This window comes from Arthrobacter sp. P1_C12_2, assembly GCF_056406415.1.
In genome coordinates this window covers 83,732-96,866 of record NZ_JBFUAF010000009.1, presented here as the reverse complement: position 1 = coordinate 96,866, position 13,135 = coordinate 83,732, and the positions used below count along the sequence as shown (strand labels likewise).

General features: G+C 64.9%; 19 protein-coding genes and 1 tRNA gene. 9 read left to right on the top strand and 11 right to left on the bottom strand.

The window, feature by feature from the left end; all coding sequences use genetic code 11:
* Nucleotides 1–47 precede the first annotated feature (47 nt).
* Nucleotides 48–443 carry a hypothetical protein gene (locus tag AC1DZQ_RS11705; protein ID WP_476963666.1) on the top strand — a complete coding sequence of 132 codons (396 nt, stop codon included), beginning with the start codon at nucleotides 48–50 and terminating at the stop codon, nucleotides 441–443.
* On the opposite strand, the gene AC1DZQ_RS11700 is transcribed toward AC1DZQ_RS11705, so the two are convergent.
* The 9 genes from AC1DZQ_RS11700 to AC1DZQ_RS11660 form a co-directional block, all read right to left on the bottom strand.
* Nucleotides 440–1,057: a hypothetical protein gene (locus tag AC1DZQ_RS11700; protein ID WP_476963665.1), complete on the bottom strand. Its 618-nt coding sequence runs from the start codon at nucleotides 1,055–1,057 to the stop codon at nucleotides 440–442. The genes AC1DZQ_RS11705 and AC1DZQ_RS11700 overlap by 4 nt on opposite strands.
* A gap of 9 nt (nucleotides 1,058–1,066) precedes the next feature.
* On the bottom strand, nucleotides 1,067–1,312 hold the full coding sequence (locus AC1DZQ_RS11695) for a helix-turn-helix domain-containing protein (RefSeq protein ID WP_476963664.1): 246 nt from the start codon (nucleotides 1,310–1,312) through the stop codon (nucleotides 1,067–1,069).
* 167 nt (nucleotides 1,313–1,479) lie between these two features.
* Entirely contained in the window at nucleotides 1,480–1,641 is a 162-nt protein-coding gene (locus AC1DZQ_RS11690; RefSeq protein ID WP_476963663.1) for a hypothetical protein, read from the bottom strand.
* A 66-nt stretch (nucleotides 1,642–1,707) separates the two neighbouring features.
* Nucleotides 1,708–2,406: a hypothetical protein gene (locus AC1DZQ_RS11685; RefSeq protein ID WP_476963662.1), complete on the bottom strand. Its 699-nt coding sequence runs from the start codon at nucleotides 2,404–2,406 to the stop codon at nucleotides 1,708–1,710.
* A gap of 202 nt (nucleotides 2,407–2,608) precedes the next feature.
* A complete protein-coding gene (locus AC1DZQ_RS11680; RefSeq protein ID WP_476963661.1) occupies nucleotides 2,609–2,812 on the bottom strand; it encodes a hypothetical protein in 204 nt (67 codons plus the stop codon).
* Nucleotides 2,809–3,915: an AAA family ATPase gene (locus AC1DZQ_RS11675; protein ID WP_476963660.1), complete on the bottom strand. Its 1,107-nt coding sequence runs from the start codon at nucleotides 3,913–3,915 to the stop codon at nucleotides 2,809–2,811. Before AC1DZQ_RS11675 ends, AC1DZQ_RS11680 begins: the two co-directional genes overlap by 4 nt.
* Nucleotides 3,912–4,196 (bottom strand): hypothetical protein, encoded by a 285-nt coding sequence (locus AC1DZQ_RS11670; protein ID WP_476963659.1) that lies wholly within the window; start codon nucleotides 4,194–4,196, stop codon nucleotides 3,912–3,914. Before AC1DZQ_RS11670 ends, AC1DZQ_RS11675 begins: the two co-directional genes overlap by 4 nt.
* 84 nt (nucleotides 4,197–4,280) lie before the next feature.
* Nucleotides 4,281–4,568, bottom strand: a complete 288-nt coding sequence (locus AC1DZQ_RS11665; protein WP_476963658.1) for a hypothetical protein — start codon at nucleotides 4,566–4,568, stop codon at nucleotides 4,281–4,283.
* A 148-nt stretch (nucleotides 4,569–4,716) separates the two neighbouring features.
* Nucleotides 4,717–4,941 carry a helix-turn-helix transcriptional regulator gene (locus AC1DZQ_RS11660; protein WP_476963657.1) on the bottom strand — a complete coding sequence of 75 codons (225 nt, stop codon included), beginning with the start codon at nucleotides 4,939–4,941 and terminating at the stop codon, nucleotides 4,717–4,719.
* Nucleotides 4,942–5,033: 92 nt separating this feature from the next.
* Here AC1DZQ_RS11660 and AC1DZQ_RS11655 point away from each other — a divergent pair, with 92 nt between their 5' ends.
* Nucleotides 5,034–5,606: a helix-turn-helix domain-containing protein gene (locus tag AC1DZQ_RS11655; protein WP_476963656.1), complete on the top strand. Its 573-nt coding sequence runs from the start codon at nucleotides 5,034–5,036 to the stop codon at nucleotides 5,604–5,606.
* Nucleotides 5,593–6,726 (top strand): tyrosine-type recombinase/integrase, encoded by a 1,134-nt coding sequence (locus AC1DZQ_RS11650; RefSeq protein ID WP_476963655.1) that lies wholly within the window; start codon nucleotides 5,593–5,595, stop codon nucleotides 6,724–6,726. Before AC1DZQ_RS11655 ends, AC1DZQ_RS11650 begins: the two co-directional genes overlap by 14 nt.
* A 64-nt stretch (nucleotides 6,727–6,790) precedes the next feature.
* Here the strand turns inward: AC1DZQ_RS11650 and AC1DZQ_RS11645 are convergent.
* Nucleotides 6,791–6,877, bottom strand: a tRNA-Ser gene (locus AC1DZQ_RS11645).
* Nucleotides 6,878–7,004: 127 nt separating this feature from the next.
* Between AC1DZQ_RS11645 and AC1DZQ_RS11640 the strand changes: the two genes are divergently transcribed.
* From AC1DZQ_RS11640 to AC1DZQ_RS11625, 4 genes are read left to right on the top strand one after another with little or no spacing between them, the layout of a single operon-like run.
* Nucleotides 7,005–8,054 carry a zinc-dependent alcohol dehydrogenase gene (locus AC1DZQ_RS11640; protein WP_476963654.1) on the top strand — a complete coding sequence of 350 codons (1,050 nt, stop codon included), beginning with the start codon at nucleotides 7,005–7,007 and terminating at the stop codon, nucleotides 8,052–8,054.
* A gap of 3 nt (nucleotides 8,055–8,057) precedes the next feature.
* Nucleotides 8,058–8,456, top strand: a complete 399-nt coding sequence (locus AC1DZQ_RS11635) for a 6-pyruvoyl trahydropterin synthase family protein (RefSeq protein WP_476963653.1) — start codon at nucleotides 8,058–8,060, stop codon at nucleotides 8,454–8,456.
* A 9-nt stretch (nucleotides 8,457–8,465) separates the two neighbouring features.
* A complete protein-coding gene (locus tag AC1DZQ_RS11630) occupies nucleotides 8,466–9,656 on the top strand; it encodes a glycosyltransferase (protein ID WP_476963652.1) in 1,191 nt (396 codons plus the stop codon).
* Nucleotides 9,657–9,691: 35 nt separating this feature from the next.
* A complete protein-coding gene (locus AC1DZQ_RS11625; RefSeq protein ID WP_476963651.1) occupies nucleotides 9,692–10,987 on the top strand; it encodes a DNA glycosylase AlkZ-like family protein in 1,296 nt (431 codons plus the stop codon).
* 10 nt (nucleotides 10,988–10,997) lie between these two features.
* Here the strand turns inward: AC1DZQ_RS11625 and AC1DZQ_RS11620 are convergent, their stop codons facing one another.
* The gene (locus AC1DZQ_RS11620) at nucleotides 10,998–11,498 is read right to left on the bottom strand and encodes a nucleoside deaminase (RefSeq protein WP_028277768.1); all 501 of its coding nucleotides are present in this window, start codon (nucleotides 11,496–11,498) and stop codon (nucleotides 10,998–11,000) included.
* Between the two features lie 91 nt (nucleotides 11,499–11,589).
* Between AC1DZQ_RS11620 and AC1DZQ_RS11615 the strand changes: the two genes are divergently transcribed.
* Nucleotides 11,590–12,441 carry a phosphatase PAP2 family protein gene (locus tag AC1DZQ_RS11615; protein ID WP_476963650.1) on the top strand — a complete coding sequence of 284 codons (852 nt, stop codon included), beginning with the start codon at nucleotides 11,590–11,592 and terminating at the stop codon, nucleotides 12,439–12,441.
* A 12-nt stretch (nucleotides 12,442–12,453) separates the two neighbouring features.
* The gene (gene upp, locus AC1DZQ_RS11610; RefSeq protein WP_090582504.1) at nucleotides 12,454–13,089 is read left to right on the top strand and encodes a uracil phosphoribosyltransferase; all 636 of its coding nucleotides are present in this window, start codon (nucleotides 12,454–12,456) and stop codon (nucleotides 13,087–13,089) included.
* The last annotated feature ends 46 nt before the right edge of the window (nucleotides 13,090–13,135 follow it).

Below are 13,135 nucleotides of genomic sequence, written 5' to 3'. Positions count from 1 at the left end.
AGATTGCGCTATTGTTCTAAGGTTGATCGCGACTACGTGGGGGAATTGTGGCTGTATTTATCTTTGGAGTTTTGGCTGCCTTTTTGGCTTTGATAACTGCGTTTTTGCGGCTGCTTGCTCGGGCAGAAGAGCTGAGCAAGCCAAGGACCGGATTCTCCGATGGCGCGGTCAGAGGTGAACAGCTTCAGGATTGGGCTGCCTGGACTGGCCTCATAGCAACTACCATCGCCGTGATCGGTGCGGCCTTCATCCCGAACGCCGAAGTTCCCCGGGAAACGGTCGGAATGTGGGCTGGCATCCTGTCCTTGGCCTGGATCGTCGGCATGGTTTCCATCCTCGTACTTTTCAGGAAGTATGGGTGGCCCTACCGGCCGGTGACGGCGTCCCCTGACGCGCTGTCGCCGGCGGCCCCTGAGGGCGCTGGAAGCAGCTCGCCCCGCTAGTCGGCGGAATCGGCGAGGGCCACGATTTGTGAGTCCAAGCTGTACATGCCGAGCTCGGAGGGCTTATCGACGCTATAGGTCATGGCCGCGCCGAGGATTTGAGCGAAGCCAGCGGATCCCTTCCCGTAGCTTTCAATCTCGATCAGTTCGTTGAACTTCACTTCGCTGGTGGGGTTTGTATCGGCGTACTGGTTGATCGCCTCGTTCCATCCCGCTTCGAAGGCGCGGGCGGCTATTGCTTTGGCGAGGCTGGTGTCGCCTGAAATTTCGGCCCGGCTGAGCAGCCGTAGGGCGGTCTGTTCGTCTTCGACGCTTGCGGCCCGGTCTTGCGCATCCCGGTAGGAGATGGCGGTGTTGGGGTCCGCGTAGCCGGGGAGTCCGAAGAGGTCGCGGCGGAGGGCTTTGGCGCGGGTCTGCTGCTGAGTTTTCTCGTCAGCTTCCAGCTTTTCCATCCGCGGCTTGTAGTCGATGTATAGGATCGCAAGTTCCTTCTGTTTCCCGTGGGCTGACAGAGTGCGGTCGTTGCGGATGTCTTCCATGAGGCGCTGGTATTCGCCCCTGAGTGCGTTGGCTTTCTGCTGCTGCGGGGTGTTTCCGGACTGTACACGGGTCATGATGTTCTCCTATGCCGCTTTGGCGGCTTTGAAATGTGCGATGTCTTCTGGGGTGATGCGCCAGCGACCGTTGAGGTTTGTCGCTGGAAGCCGGTGTTCCGCTATTGCCAGGCGGACGGCGCGGTCTGTGATCCCGAGTCGGTCAGCGGCTTGCGTCGTACTGAACCATTGATTCAATTCTGTGGGAGCTTCCGGCTCCGGCGCACGGTTGCTTCCGGTGGCGGCAGTGCGCCAATGAAGGGATGCCCGGTGCATGGCTTGGAGGACGCTATCCACTTCCGGGTCGTTTCCCCGGGCGCGGACGCGGAGGTCGTTTAGACCAGCGTGGCGTTCAAGCCAGGCCGCTACACGCGCCGGCAGGATCACTATGGGGGCTGCGACGCCGTGAACGTAGGCCTCCGGGGGTCTGGGGATATTTGTCATTAGCAGGCGGGCCCTTCGACGGCGTCGATGAGTTCGTTCGAGAGCCGCGTGGCGTCTTCGATGGTGAGGATGCCGAGCATGTGCCGGTCTCTGAAGATCACGACGCCTGGTTCCTGGGTGCCGCTGGGGTTCTCGAAGATGCCGGCCCTGGCGTACGTCATGCGGGAGCCCTCCACATTCTGGAAGTGTCGTGACGGATACGACCTAAATGGATTGAACATCGGGGCCTAGACAATCCGCTTGATGGCGCCCGTAACCGGGTCCATGTACAAGTTCGCCGCGCCGCCGGCCTTGGTGGGGAGGTCGTCAATTTCTAGACCGCCGTGGCCGTATATCTTCCCCTCGACATAGGCCCCACCCTGGAACTGGTGGAAGTAGTCGCCCCCGCCAGGTGTCAGCGTGTACTTTGCGAACCCGTCCGAGATACCTGCCGGGCCGAACTCGTCAGCGGGATGGATGGTGAGCGTGTCGCCGAAGTTGATGGCGCCGCTGGGCCGGATTGTGGTCTGCCCGGCGATGATCTTGCCCGTAGTGACGTTCAGGTCATTCTTTAGCGTGGTCACGCCCTCGACTGAAAGCGCGCCGGTGGTCTTTGTCGCGCCGTTGAGGTTAGTTGGGCCATTGTTCGTGAACGTGCCCGTACTGGTGACGTTCCCCGTAATGCTGGTGTTGCCGGAGATGGTCAGCGGGCCACTGATCCCCACCGTTCCAGAGAGCGTTACCGTGCCGTCCGCGTTCAAAACTCCGGAAATCGTGGCCGTACCGGTGACATTGAGGCCGCCGTTGCTGATCGTGATCACGCCGCCGTCATACACCTCGAACCCGCCACTACCTACCGCGCCACTGTTCATCGGTGAAGCGTTCTCGAGCGCCCGCAGCCGCCGGAAAATGTCGCCGAGCTGCGACTGTGAGAGGTTGTTGATCAAACCCATTTTTAGTGTCCTTCGTTCGTGGTGCCGGCGGTTTTCTCTCGCGCCTGGTACATGGCTAGCTGGGTTTCCGCGGCTGTCGCGCGGCCTCTCCAGTGGTTTGTTTCTTGCTGCTGGTGTTGGAATTTCAGCCGGTAGGCCTCGGCCTGCGCTGGGAATTCCCAGCGCTCCAAGGTCTTCGGCGAGTAGTCATAAGCCCTTAGGCGGCCTTCCTGTTCTTGCGTTCTTTGTCGACGGCTGAGGCAGCCTGGTTGCCCGTTGGGTCACGGTGGAGCGTGGTTCGCCCGTGGTGCCGTTCAGGGGTGTTGCGCGTGGCCTGTAGAAGCTGATTTAGGGCCGTTGCTTGATTCCGCCAGTAGGTGACCTGCTGGGCCAGGCCCGCGATCTTTTCGGCGTCCGTCATGCCGCTTCCCCTCCCCATTCAGAGGGGGTGTTACATGTGTTACTTGTGTAACTTTCTTCGTCCTCACTCAAGAGGGAAGTAACACTTGTAACACTTGTAACAGGGGCATACAGGCCTCTGGATGGGTTGGAGATTCGGCCCGCTTCGACTGCCCTGCGCAGGTACACGCGGGTCTGTGAGTCGTCCAGGTGAAGCAGAGTCGCTACATCTTTAGCCTTGGTTCCTTCGGGGTACTTGTTCACCTGTGCGATGACCTCAGCCATGCGGTCGTTCACGCCGTCCGTCGTTCGGGCGTCTACCGCGGCCTTGGCAGCTTCGGCCCGTGAGCCGCCAGCTAGCACCCATTTGCCCGTGCCGGCCTGCTCGAGGATGTATTCGCCCTCTGCTGCGTCACGGCTGGTGACCTGAAGCTGTGCCTGTGTCTCGTGGCGTGAGCGCTTCAGCAACAGGATCGTGTCAGCCGCGCCAGCGATGCCCTGCGTGCCGCTGACTGCATCCAGGAAGTCGGCGCCGTCCATTTTTCTTGTGTGGTGGACGATGATGACGCTGGATCCGGGGTTGTCGTCCGCGAGCTTTTTCAGTGCCCCCATGACGCGGTAGTCCCTGTCGTACTGGGTTTCCCCGCCCGTCGCTGACGGCATGGCTTTGCCGAGAGTGTCGAGAATGACTACGGGGTTCTTGCCGGGGTGGAGTTCCATGAACTCGCGGATCGTTGCAACCATGTCGCCGCGGGGCACGTCGGTCATGAACGTGAGGTTCCCGCTAAGGCTGGTCACGCCTAGGGTCACGAGGCGGGACTGAAGGCGTCTGGGGCCGTCCTCTAGAGCCAGATAGAGCACCGGGGCGGCTTTGGTTGTGACACAACCCAAGACTTTCTCTCCCGTGCTGATGGCGATGGCGATGCCGAGAACCAACCAGGATTTGCCGATCTTGGGAGCAGCAACCAGGAGGGTCAGGCCTTCCGGGATGATGCCGTCCACGACGTACACAAGCTGGGGAAAGACTTGCTCCAGCAGCCATGAGCCCGTAAACGATCCTCTTAGCTTCGACGGGTTCTCATCTTCGAAAGCTTCGGCCCGGAAGTAGTCGGGTACTTCACTCATGCGGCGGCTTCTTCCTGAGAGAGTGCGGATACCCAGGCGGCGAGGATCCACGGATCAGAGGATTCGATCTGAACCATGAAGTCCTGGCGCAGTGATCGCGCGACTTGTGGGTCGGCGAGGTACTTGTGGACGATGAGTCGGATATTGGAGCCGGGTGGAAGCTGCGGGAGCATCGAGTAGAGCTGGCGGTCCAGTTCGTACCCGTCGTAGCCGGGTCGTCCGTGCGCGGGCTCAGTTGCATAGTCGGCAAGGTCAATGCGGAACACGGGGTTTGTGAGCATCGTTGGTTTCCTAAAACTGTCGTGGTTTGTCTGGGCGGGCCGTCTGGTGCCGCGGGAGCTCATCCCCGCGGCACCCTCCTGCTGTCAGCTCAGGTCCGGCACCTCGAACAGGGCGTGCGAGGGCAGGTAGGCGCGCCGGAACAAGTCAGTCCACTCAGAGCTGCACATCGCCGTCTTCGGGTTCTCGATCTTCAGCCAGGCGTCATAGGCGGCGTCGGCCAGGACTTTGGGCCGCAGCTTTCCGGCCCGTGCCAGCCGGAGCACCATTTCCGGGTAGCGGTTGCCGCCGGCCTCGGTGCGGAATCGCTCCAGTTCCGAAGCGGTCACCACGGCCTTGTGGTCAAAGTAGGCCAGCCATTCACTGAAGGACATGACACAGGCTGAATCATGGGATATCGTGGTCGTAGACATAATTTAGAATTTCCTCTGTGGTGGTGGATTTTCTGCAAGCGGTTCTGAACTTGGGCAAGACAAAAGCCAAGTTTGGAGCCGCTTTTTTATTTGAATGTGCTGCTGTGGTTTAGGCTGCGCCGGTCTGCTGGCGGGTCTGCTCGTCCAGCCATGCCTCTACGTCTGCGACGCGGTAACGAACTGACTTACCGAGTTTGATGAATCGCGGGCCAATGCCGAGGTAGCGCCAATTGGCCAGAACAGCCGTTGACTTCGCCAGGCGTTGCGCCAGTTCAGCCGGAGCCATGATTTCCGAGGTCATCTCATCCTCTATTTCTTGCATGGTGACCTTCATCTTTTGAGGGCCTACCTCCATTATGCTCACGTCAAATCACAGAAGTCAATCTTTGTAGGTGCACCTTCATCTTTTGTATGTAGGATGGGGGCATGGTCGGACAAAAGAAGGAAGTAGGCGCGACAGGCGAAGCCGTTGCGCGTAACGTCAAGCGGCTGCGAGAGGCGGCAAACCTCACATATACGGAAGTGTCCAAAGCGCTTGCTGACATCGATCGCCCGATGTCGCCCCTGGCTGTGCGCAGGATCGAAGAAGGGGAACGCCGCGTCGATGTTGACGACCTCCTGGGACTGGCCGTTGTCCTCGGCGTGACACCCATTTCCCTCCTTTACCCCGGCGCCAAGGAGGGAGGGGAGTCAGTCACGGCGACGGGGTTGAAGTCAACAGTCTCCGCCCGGCACTTGTGGGAATGGATGCGTGCGGAGACTTCCATCGTTGCGAGCGCGGATGAAATGGAGAGGTACACCTTCTTAGGTGCCGCTATGCCGGAATGGCGGCGACAAGAGCTGAGTGAAGAAATCCGGCAGTGGTCCGAAATCGCGAGCAAACGTGGGATGGAGACGACGCCCCAAGAGGTGCAGGAGGTGCAAGGCACCTTCGAATCCTTCCGAGGTGCCCTGAAGGGTGGCGCCGCTGGGAAACGCGGTCCTGATGGCAACGATTGAGCCCTACGAGACGAAGCAGGGCCGGCGGTACAGGGTTCGATATCGCAAGCCGGACCGGACGCAGACGGACAAGCGGGGATTTAGGACTAAGCGTGACGCTGAATTGTTCCTGGCGAGTGTGGAGGTTTCTAAGGCCCGCGGAGAGTTCGTTGACGTTACCGCCGCCAAGGCGCTGATTGGGCCGCTAGGGGCTGCCTGGCTGGCGCGTCAGACCCATCTAAAGCCGTCGTCATACAGGCCGCTCGAATCCGCGTGGAGAATCCACGTACTGCCGACTTGGGGACATGTCGCCGTGGCCGACGTGCGGAAGACCGCCGTCCAGCAGTGGGTGTCCGAAATGACTCTCGGAGATCCCGACGCAACGCCAGCGCGGAAGCCCAAGGGGGCGACGCTGGTTATCCGGGCCTATGGGGTGCTGGCGTCGATCCTGGACGACGCGGTGAGCGACCGGCGGACCCTCAGTAACCCATCCCGGGGCGTCTCGCTGCCCCACAAAGTGAAGAAACCACACGTCTACCTCAGCCACGAGCAAGTGCATGCCTTGGCCGTTGCGAGCAAGTATCCGGGCTTGGTCCTGGTGCTGGCGTACTGCGGCATCCGGTGGGGTGAAGCAACCGCGCTGAGGGTAAAGCACCTGGACATGCTGCGCCGCCGGCTGATGATCGAGGAGAACGCCGTTCAAGTGGGCTCCATTATCGAGGTGGGCACTCCGAAGAACCACAAGAAGCGCACCGTGCCGTTCCCGCAGTTTCTGGGGGAGTACCTGGCGCAGCAATGCGAGGGCAAGGGGCGGGATGATCTGGTGTTCCCTAACGAGAGTGGGCACCATTTGCACTTGGCCCGGGTGCATGAGGACAACATGAGCTGGTTTGGCAGTGCCGTGAAGAGGACTGGCATTCCCCGGATCACTCCGCATGACCTTCGGCACTCCGCCGCGAGCTTAGCCGTGTCGGCCGGCGCGAACGTGAAGGTGGTCCAAAAGATGCTGGGTCACAGCTCAGCAGCGATGACCCTGGACATCTACACGGATCTATTCGATGGGGATCTGGACGCAGTTTCGGACGCTCTAGATCACGCCGTCTCACTGGCAGGTGTGGGCAAAATGTGGGCAAACCCCTAATCCAGGCAAAGCAAAAGGCCCTGCTTCCCTTGTAAACAAAGGGAAGCAGGGCCTTTCTCATCCGCGGTGACGGTGGGATTTGAACCCACGTTGGCTTTTACACCAAACAACATTTCGAGTGTTGCACCTTCGGCCGCTCGGACACGTCACCAACCTGACTAGGGTACCGGAGCAAGGCGCCCATCCACAAAACGAGCCACAGCGGCGCCCTCATGACGGCGCGAACGCGCGCGGCACCCTTCCCCGCGAACAGTGAGGGCACTAGATTCGTAAGCACAATGACTACTTCTGAACGGCACGCCACGTCTGAACGGCACGCCACCGCCTATTGGACCGTCGGCCCGGAGCAGGGCGAGCTCCGCAGCGAAGACCTGCCCACCCCCGGACACGGCGAGGCGCTCGTCCGAACCCTGTATTCGGGCATCAGTAAGGGCACCGAGCTGGTGGTCCATCACGCCAGCGTCCCGGCGTGCGTCGCCGATGCCATGGCCGCCCCCAACCAGGAGGGGGACTTCCCATACCCGGTGAAATTCGGCTACCTCACCGTGGGCGTGGTCGAGGCCGGCCCGGAGGGCTGGGCCGGCAAGACCGTCTTCTGCCTCTACCCGCACCAGGACCGCTTCATCGTCCCGGTCGAATCACTCACGGTGGTCCCCGACGGCGTTCCCGCCCGCCGCGCGGTGCTCACCGGCACGGCGGAAACCGCCGTCAACGGCATCTGGGAGGCCGGACCCCGCCTGGGCGACAGGGTTGCCGTGATCGGGGCCGGACTGGTCGGCGGCATGGTGGCCAAGCTCCTGGCCGGCTTTCCGCTCGCGCGGCTGCAGCTGATCGACGTCGACCCCGCCAAACGTGCATTCGCGGACGCCCTCGGCGTCGACTTCAGCCACCCCGACGACGCCCTCCCGGACTGCGACATCGTGATCCACTGCTCGGCCTCGCAGGAAGGCCTGCAACGGAGCCTGCAGCTGGTGGGCGACGACGGCGACATCATCGAAATGTCCTGGTACGCCGACCGGAAGATCTCCCTCCCCCTGGGGGAGGATTTCCATGCCCGCCGCCTGTCCATCCGGGCCAGCCAGGTGGGGATGGTGGCCCGCGCCCGCCGGCACCGGCGCACCAACGCTGAGCGCCTCGCGCTCGCCGTGTCCCTGCTGCAGGACCCGGTCTTCGACGTCTTCCTGACCGGATCCTCGACGTTCGAGGAGCTCCCGGGCGCCGTCCAGCGGCTCGCCGACGGGACCCTGGACGCCCTGTGCCACGTCATTGAATACCCGTCCGCCAAAGCCTCATCCACCGAAGTCCAGCCAACCGAAGCCACGAGGTAGCCCGTGTTCAGCCTGACCGTACGCCGTAACTTCATGATCGCCCACAGCCTTCCGCGGGAAGCCTTCGGCCCCGCCCAGGGCCTGCACGGGGCCACCTTCGTCACGGAGGTGACCTTCCGCCGTCGTGAGCTCAATGACGACGCGATCGTGCTGGACATCGGCGCGGCGGGGGACGTGCTGGACGAGGTCCTCGAGGGGCTGAACTACAAGAACCTCGACGAGCACCCCGACTTCGCCGGCAAGCTGAGCACCACCGAAGCCCTCGCCCGGTACATCGCCGACGCCGTCGCCGGCCAGATCCGCGTCGGCAACGACGGGCGCGAGCTTGCCGGGCTGGACGTCACCCTGCGCGAGACCCCCGACGCCTGGGCCAGCTACTCGCTGGACTTCGACGCCCGCTAGGCGCCGCAGATGCCGCCGGCCAGCCTTCGCCTCCGGTTTGTGGTGCCCGGCAATGTCCGGCACAACTCCGGCGGCAACGTCTACAACGCGGCGCTCGCCCGGGAACTGGCGGCCCTCGGCGCCGCAGTGGAAACCTGCCCGCTCGACGGCGACTGGCCAGGGGGCAGCACGGGGGACCGGCGCCGCCTGGCCAGTCTGCTGGATCCGGAGCCCGACGGCGGCGCGGGTTCCGCGACTGGTTCCGTGACGTTGGTGGACAGCCTCCTCGCCTGCGGTGCGCCCGACGAACTGGAAGCGGCAGCAGCCGCCGGACAGCAGGTCTGGATCCTCCTGCACATGCCCCTGCCGGACCACCCGGAGCGCGAGGCCGGAGCCCTGCGGGCAGCGGCTGGCGTCATTTGCACGAGCGGCTCGGCCGCGGCGGGCATCCGCGCCCGCCACGGCCTCGACGGCATCAGGGTGGCCCTGCCCGGCACTGCGCCCGCCCCGTTGGCGGCAGGCAGCCTGCCCGGCTCCGGTGTGCCGCACATCATCGCCGTTGCGGCATTGCTGGAGAACAWAGACCAGTCGCTGCTGCTGGACGCGCTTGCCCGGCTCACGGATCTGCCCTGGACGGCGTCCCTCATTGGCTCGGACACCGCCGATCCTGCTTATGCCGCGCAGCTCAGGGACTCCGTGGAACGCCTCGGTCTGGCCGGGAGGGTCAGCATCCCGGGCGAGCTCCGGGGCCCGGCGCTGGATGCTGAATGGGATGCGGCCGATCTCAGCCTGCTGATTTCCCGGGCCGAAACCTACGGCCTGGTGGTTACCGAATCCCTGGCCCGTGGCATTCCCGTGGTGGTGCGCGAGGGCACCGGTGCCGTCGAGGCCCTGGCCGCTGGTACCCTGCCTAACTCGCCGGTGCCTGGCCGCCCGACTAACTCGCCTGCCCCCGGGTTGCCGGGCGCCGCCGTCGGGCTCGGAACGGACCCCGCCCCGCTGGCGGACCTGCTCCGCCGCTGGCTGGACGAGCCCGGGCTCAGGCAACGCTGGCGGGAGGCGGCAGCGGCCGCCCGGGACCAGCTGCCCGGCTGGGACGCCACCGCCCGGACCGTTCTGGAGTCCCTTTCGACGGAAACCGCGGATACCGCGGCAACCGCGGATACCGGTGAAGCGGGGCCCCTGAGAAACGAGCCGGCGCGGGTTGATACGGCTTCTTGATACCGCTGACAGAGAAGCTGTTGGAGAATGAGCCCATGAGCACCCACCCTGTCGCCACGCAAACGCCGTCGGTAGAAGAGCCCGCCAATCTGCCGGAGCCGCGGAGCCTGACCCCGGAGCGGCTCCGGGCATGGGCCTGGCACCGGCAGGGCCTGGACGGCTCGCTGGCCGGCTGCACGGCGGAGCAGGTTTTCGCCCGGGCGGGCTGGGCCCGGTCCGTGGGCGGCGCCAACCCGTACCTCACGCTCTTCGCCCGCGCCGGCATCCGCCGCGAACAGGTGGACACAGACGTCCTCGCCCACCGGATCCTCGAACTTCCCGTCGCCCGCGGCTGCACCTACGTCCTGGGCCGGGCCGACTTCGCCTGGGCACTAAAGCTGGGCAAAGACGCCGCCGAAGCCATCCGGGTGCTCGGCCGGCTGGGCGTGGACCGGGGCGAAATCACGCTCCTCGAGGAGCAGGTGCTGCACGTGCTCGCCGAGGCAGAGGGGCCGATGGATCCGCGGCAGCTCAAGGAGGAACTGGGCGACTCCGTTCGTAACCTCGGGGAGGAAGGCAAGAAGAAGGGCGCCACCACCACGCTGCCTACCGCCCTGGGGATCCTGCAGGCGCAGGGCCGGATCCGCCGCGTCCCGGCCAACGGCCGCCTGGACCAGCAGCGCTACGCCTACGAACCCTGGGGTCTGGCGCCCAGCGGCATCGACGACGACGCCGTGCGCACCGAGCTGATCCGCCGCTATCTGGGCTGGACAGGGGGAGCCACCTTCAAGCAATCTCAGTGGTTTACAGGGTTCACCGTGGCGCAAAGCAAGGCGGCGCTGGCCGCCGTCGCCGCCGTCGAGGTCCCCACCGCGCTGACCGAGGCCGGGGGCGACGCCCTGTGGATGCTGCCCGAGGACGTGGGCCGCCTCGCCGCGTTCGAAGAGCCCGCGGGCGAGCAGATCCAGCTGCTCGCCGGAACGGACTCCCTGTTCCTGCTCCGCCGCAACGCGGCCGACCTGCTCGCGGAGGAAGACCGGGACAAACCGGCGCTGGGATCGCTCGCGCTGCAGGCCGATCTCCCGGACCACCCGATCCTGGACCGCGGCCGGATCATCGGGCTCTGGCAATACGATCCGGCCCAGGAGAGGATCGTGCCCTGGCTGTTCCATGGCCCCACGCCCGCCGTAACGCAGCGCATCGCCGAGGTTGAAGCCTGGATCCGCGAGGACCTCGGTGATTTCCGGGCCTTCAGCCTGGACTCACCGGCCTCCCGGCAGAAGCGGATCGATGCGCTCGCGGCATCAGCAGAAGCCTCCGCAGCGGCGTCAGCCGCCGGTACGGCTGGCTAGCCGGAACGGATCAGGCGCGGTGCCCGGCGAAGAAGTCCCGCAGCAGCGCGGCGCACTCCTGCTCCCGGACGCCTGCAACCACTTCCACCCAGTGATTGAGTCGGCGCTCGCGGAGGATGTCGAACACGGAACCCGCGGCCCCGGCCTTCTCATCCCAAGCACCGAACACCACGCGCGGAATCCTGGCCAGGACGATCGCCCCCGCGCACATCGCGCACGGTTCCAGCGTCACCACCAGGGTGCAGTCCTCCAGCCGCCAGCCGTCGTCGCCCTTGCCTTCCAGCGCCCGGTGCGCCCGCAACCGCGCCGCGGCCTCCCGGATGGCGACCATCTCGGCATGGGCCGTCGGGTCGCCAAGGGCCTCCCGTTCGTTTCGCCCCGCGCCAAGCACGGAACCGTCCGGTCCGATCACGACGGCGCCGATCGGCACGTCCGCTGTGGCCAGGGCATTCCGGGCCTCCGCCAGGGCAAGGCTCATCCATTGGGCATGGCGGGGCTCAGGGGCAGTCATGGGTCAATGATAGTTTCGATCCTAAGCAGGCTGTGCAGCTCGGCTGCGCAGCCCCAAGTAGTTAATCCAGTCAAGTAGTCGGGAGACGGCCGTGACCACCGGAACAGAGAACTGGTTGGCCCATCGCTGGGGCAAATGGGTGGTTCCCTACGCGGCCCTGTGGATCACCATGCTGATCGGCGGCGTGGTCGTGGTGATCCTGGCGCTGGTGACTGCAGAGGTCTACGACAACGTGGTGGACGACGCCGGCCTTGCGAACCTGGACAAGCCGGCACTGGCGTTCATGGAACAGTTGCGCAGCCCCGGCCTGGACGCCTTTGTCACCGGGTTCACCAACATCGGCGGCGGCATCGGGATGCCCATCCTGGGCAGCATCCTGACGGCGCTGCTGATCTTCACCTCCCGGAGCTGGCGGCCGCTGATCCTGATCGGCGGCGCGGCCGCCGTGTCTGTGACTGCCACAACCCTGGGCAAGAAAATGATCGGCCGCGTCCGCCCGGACCATGCCGACGCCGTGCCGCCCTACGAGACCTCGCCGTCGTTCCCGAGCGGCCACACGCTGAACACCACGGTGGTGATCGCGCTCGTGGTGTACCTGGCCTGCCTGCAGATCAAACGGACCAGCGTCCGGATCGGCCTGATCGCCGCGGGTGTGATCTTCATCGTCGCGATGGGCCTCAGCCGGGTCTATCTGGGCCATCACTGGTTGACCGACGTGATCGTCGGCTGGGTCATCGGGCTGGCCTGGGTGGGGATTGTGATCCTGGCCCACCGGTTCTTCCACGTGCTGCGGCGCCGGGAACACGCCGGCGAAGCGCCGACCTTCGAACATCCCGCCCACCTGCATGACGGCGCCGACGGCAGTGCCGACGGCAGTGCTCCGGCCGACGCGAACGACGCCGATACCCCCGGCCCCGCGGGACGGTCCTCAGCATCCGGGTGATAGTTTTGACCCATGCGCACTCTCGTTGTGGACCACCCGCTGGTCGCCCATAAGCTCACCGTTCTGCGGGACAAGAACACCCCGTCCCCGGTCTTCCGCCAGCTCACCGAGGAGCTCGTCACCCTCCTGGCCTACGAAGCCACGCGTGACGTCCGCACCGAACCGGTGACCATCGAGACGCCCGTCAGCACCACCGTCGGCACCGCCTTCACCAAGCCGACCCCCCTCGTCGTCCCGATTCTCCGGGCCGGGCTCGGCATGCTCGAGGGCATGACCAAGCTGGTCCCCACCGCCGAGGTCGGCTTCCTGGGCATGGCCCGCGACGAAGAGACCCTGGACATCATCACCTACGCCGAGCGCCTCCCCGAGGACCTCACGGACCGGCAGATCTTCGTCCTCGATCCCATGCTGGCCACGGGCGGAACCCTGCGCGAGGCCATCAAGTTCCTCTTCAAGCGCGGCGCGTCCGACGTCACCTGCATCTGCCTCCTCGCCGCCCCGGAGGGCCTGGCCAAGCTGGAGGAAGAGCTGTCCGACGCCAACGTCACGATCGTCCTGGCCTCGATCGACGAGAAACTCAACGAGAAGTCCTACATCGTGCCCGGCCTGGGCGACGCCGGAGACCGCCTGTACGGCATCGCCGGCTAGGCCCAGTTCCGCCCCGGGGTTCCCTTCCGCATTGGTGCGGTCCGCG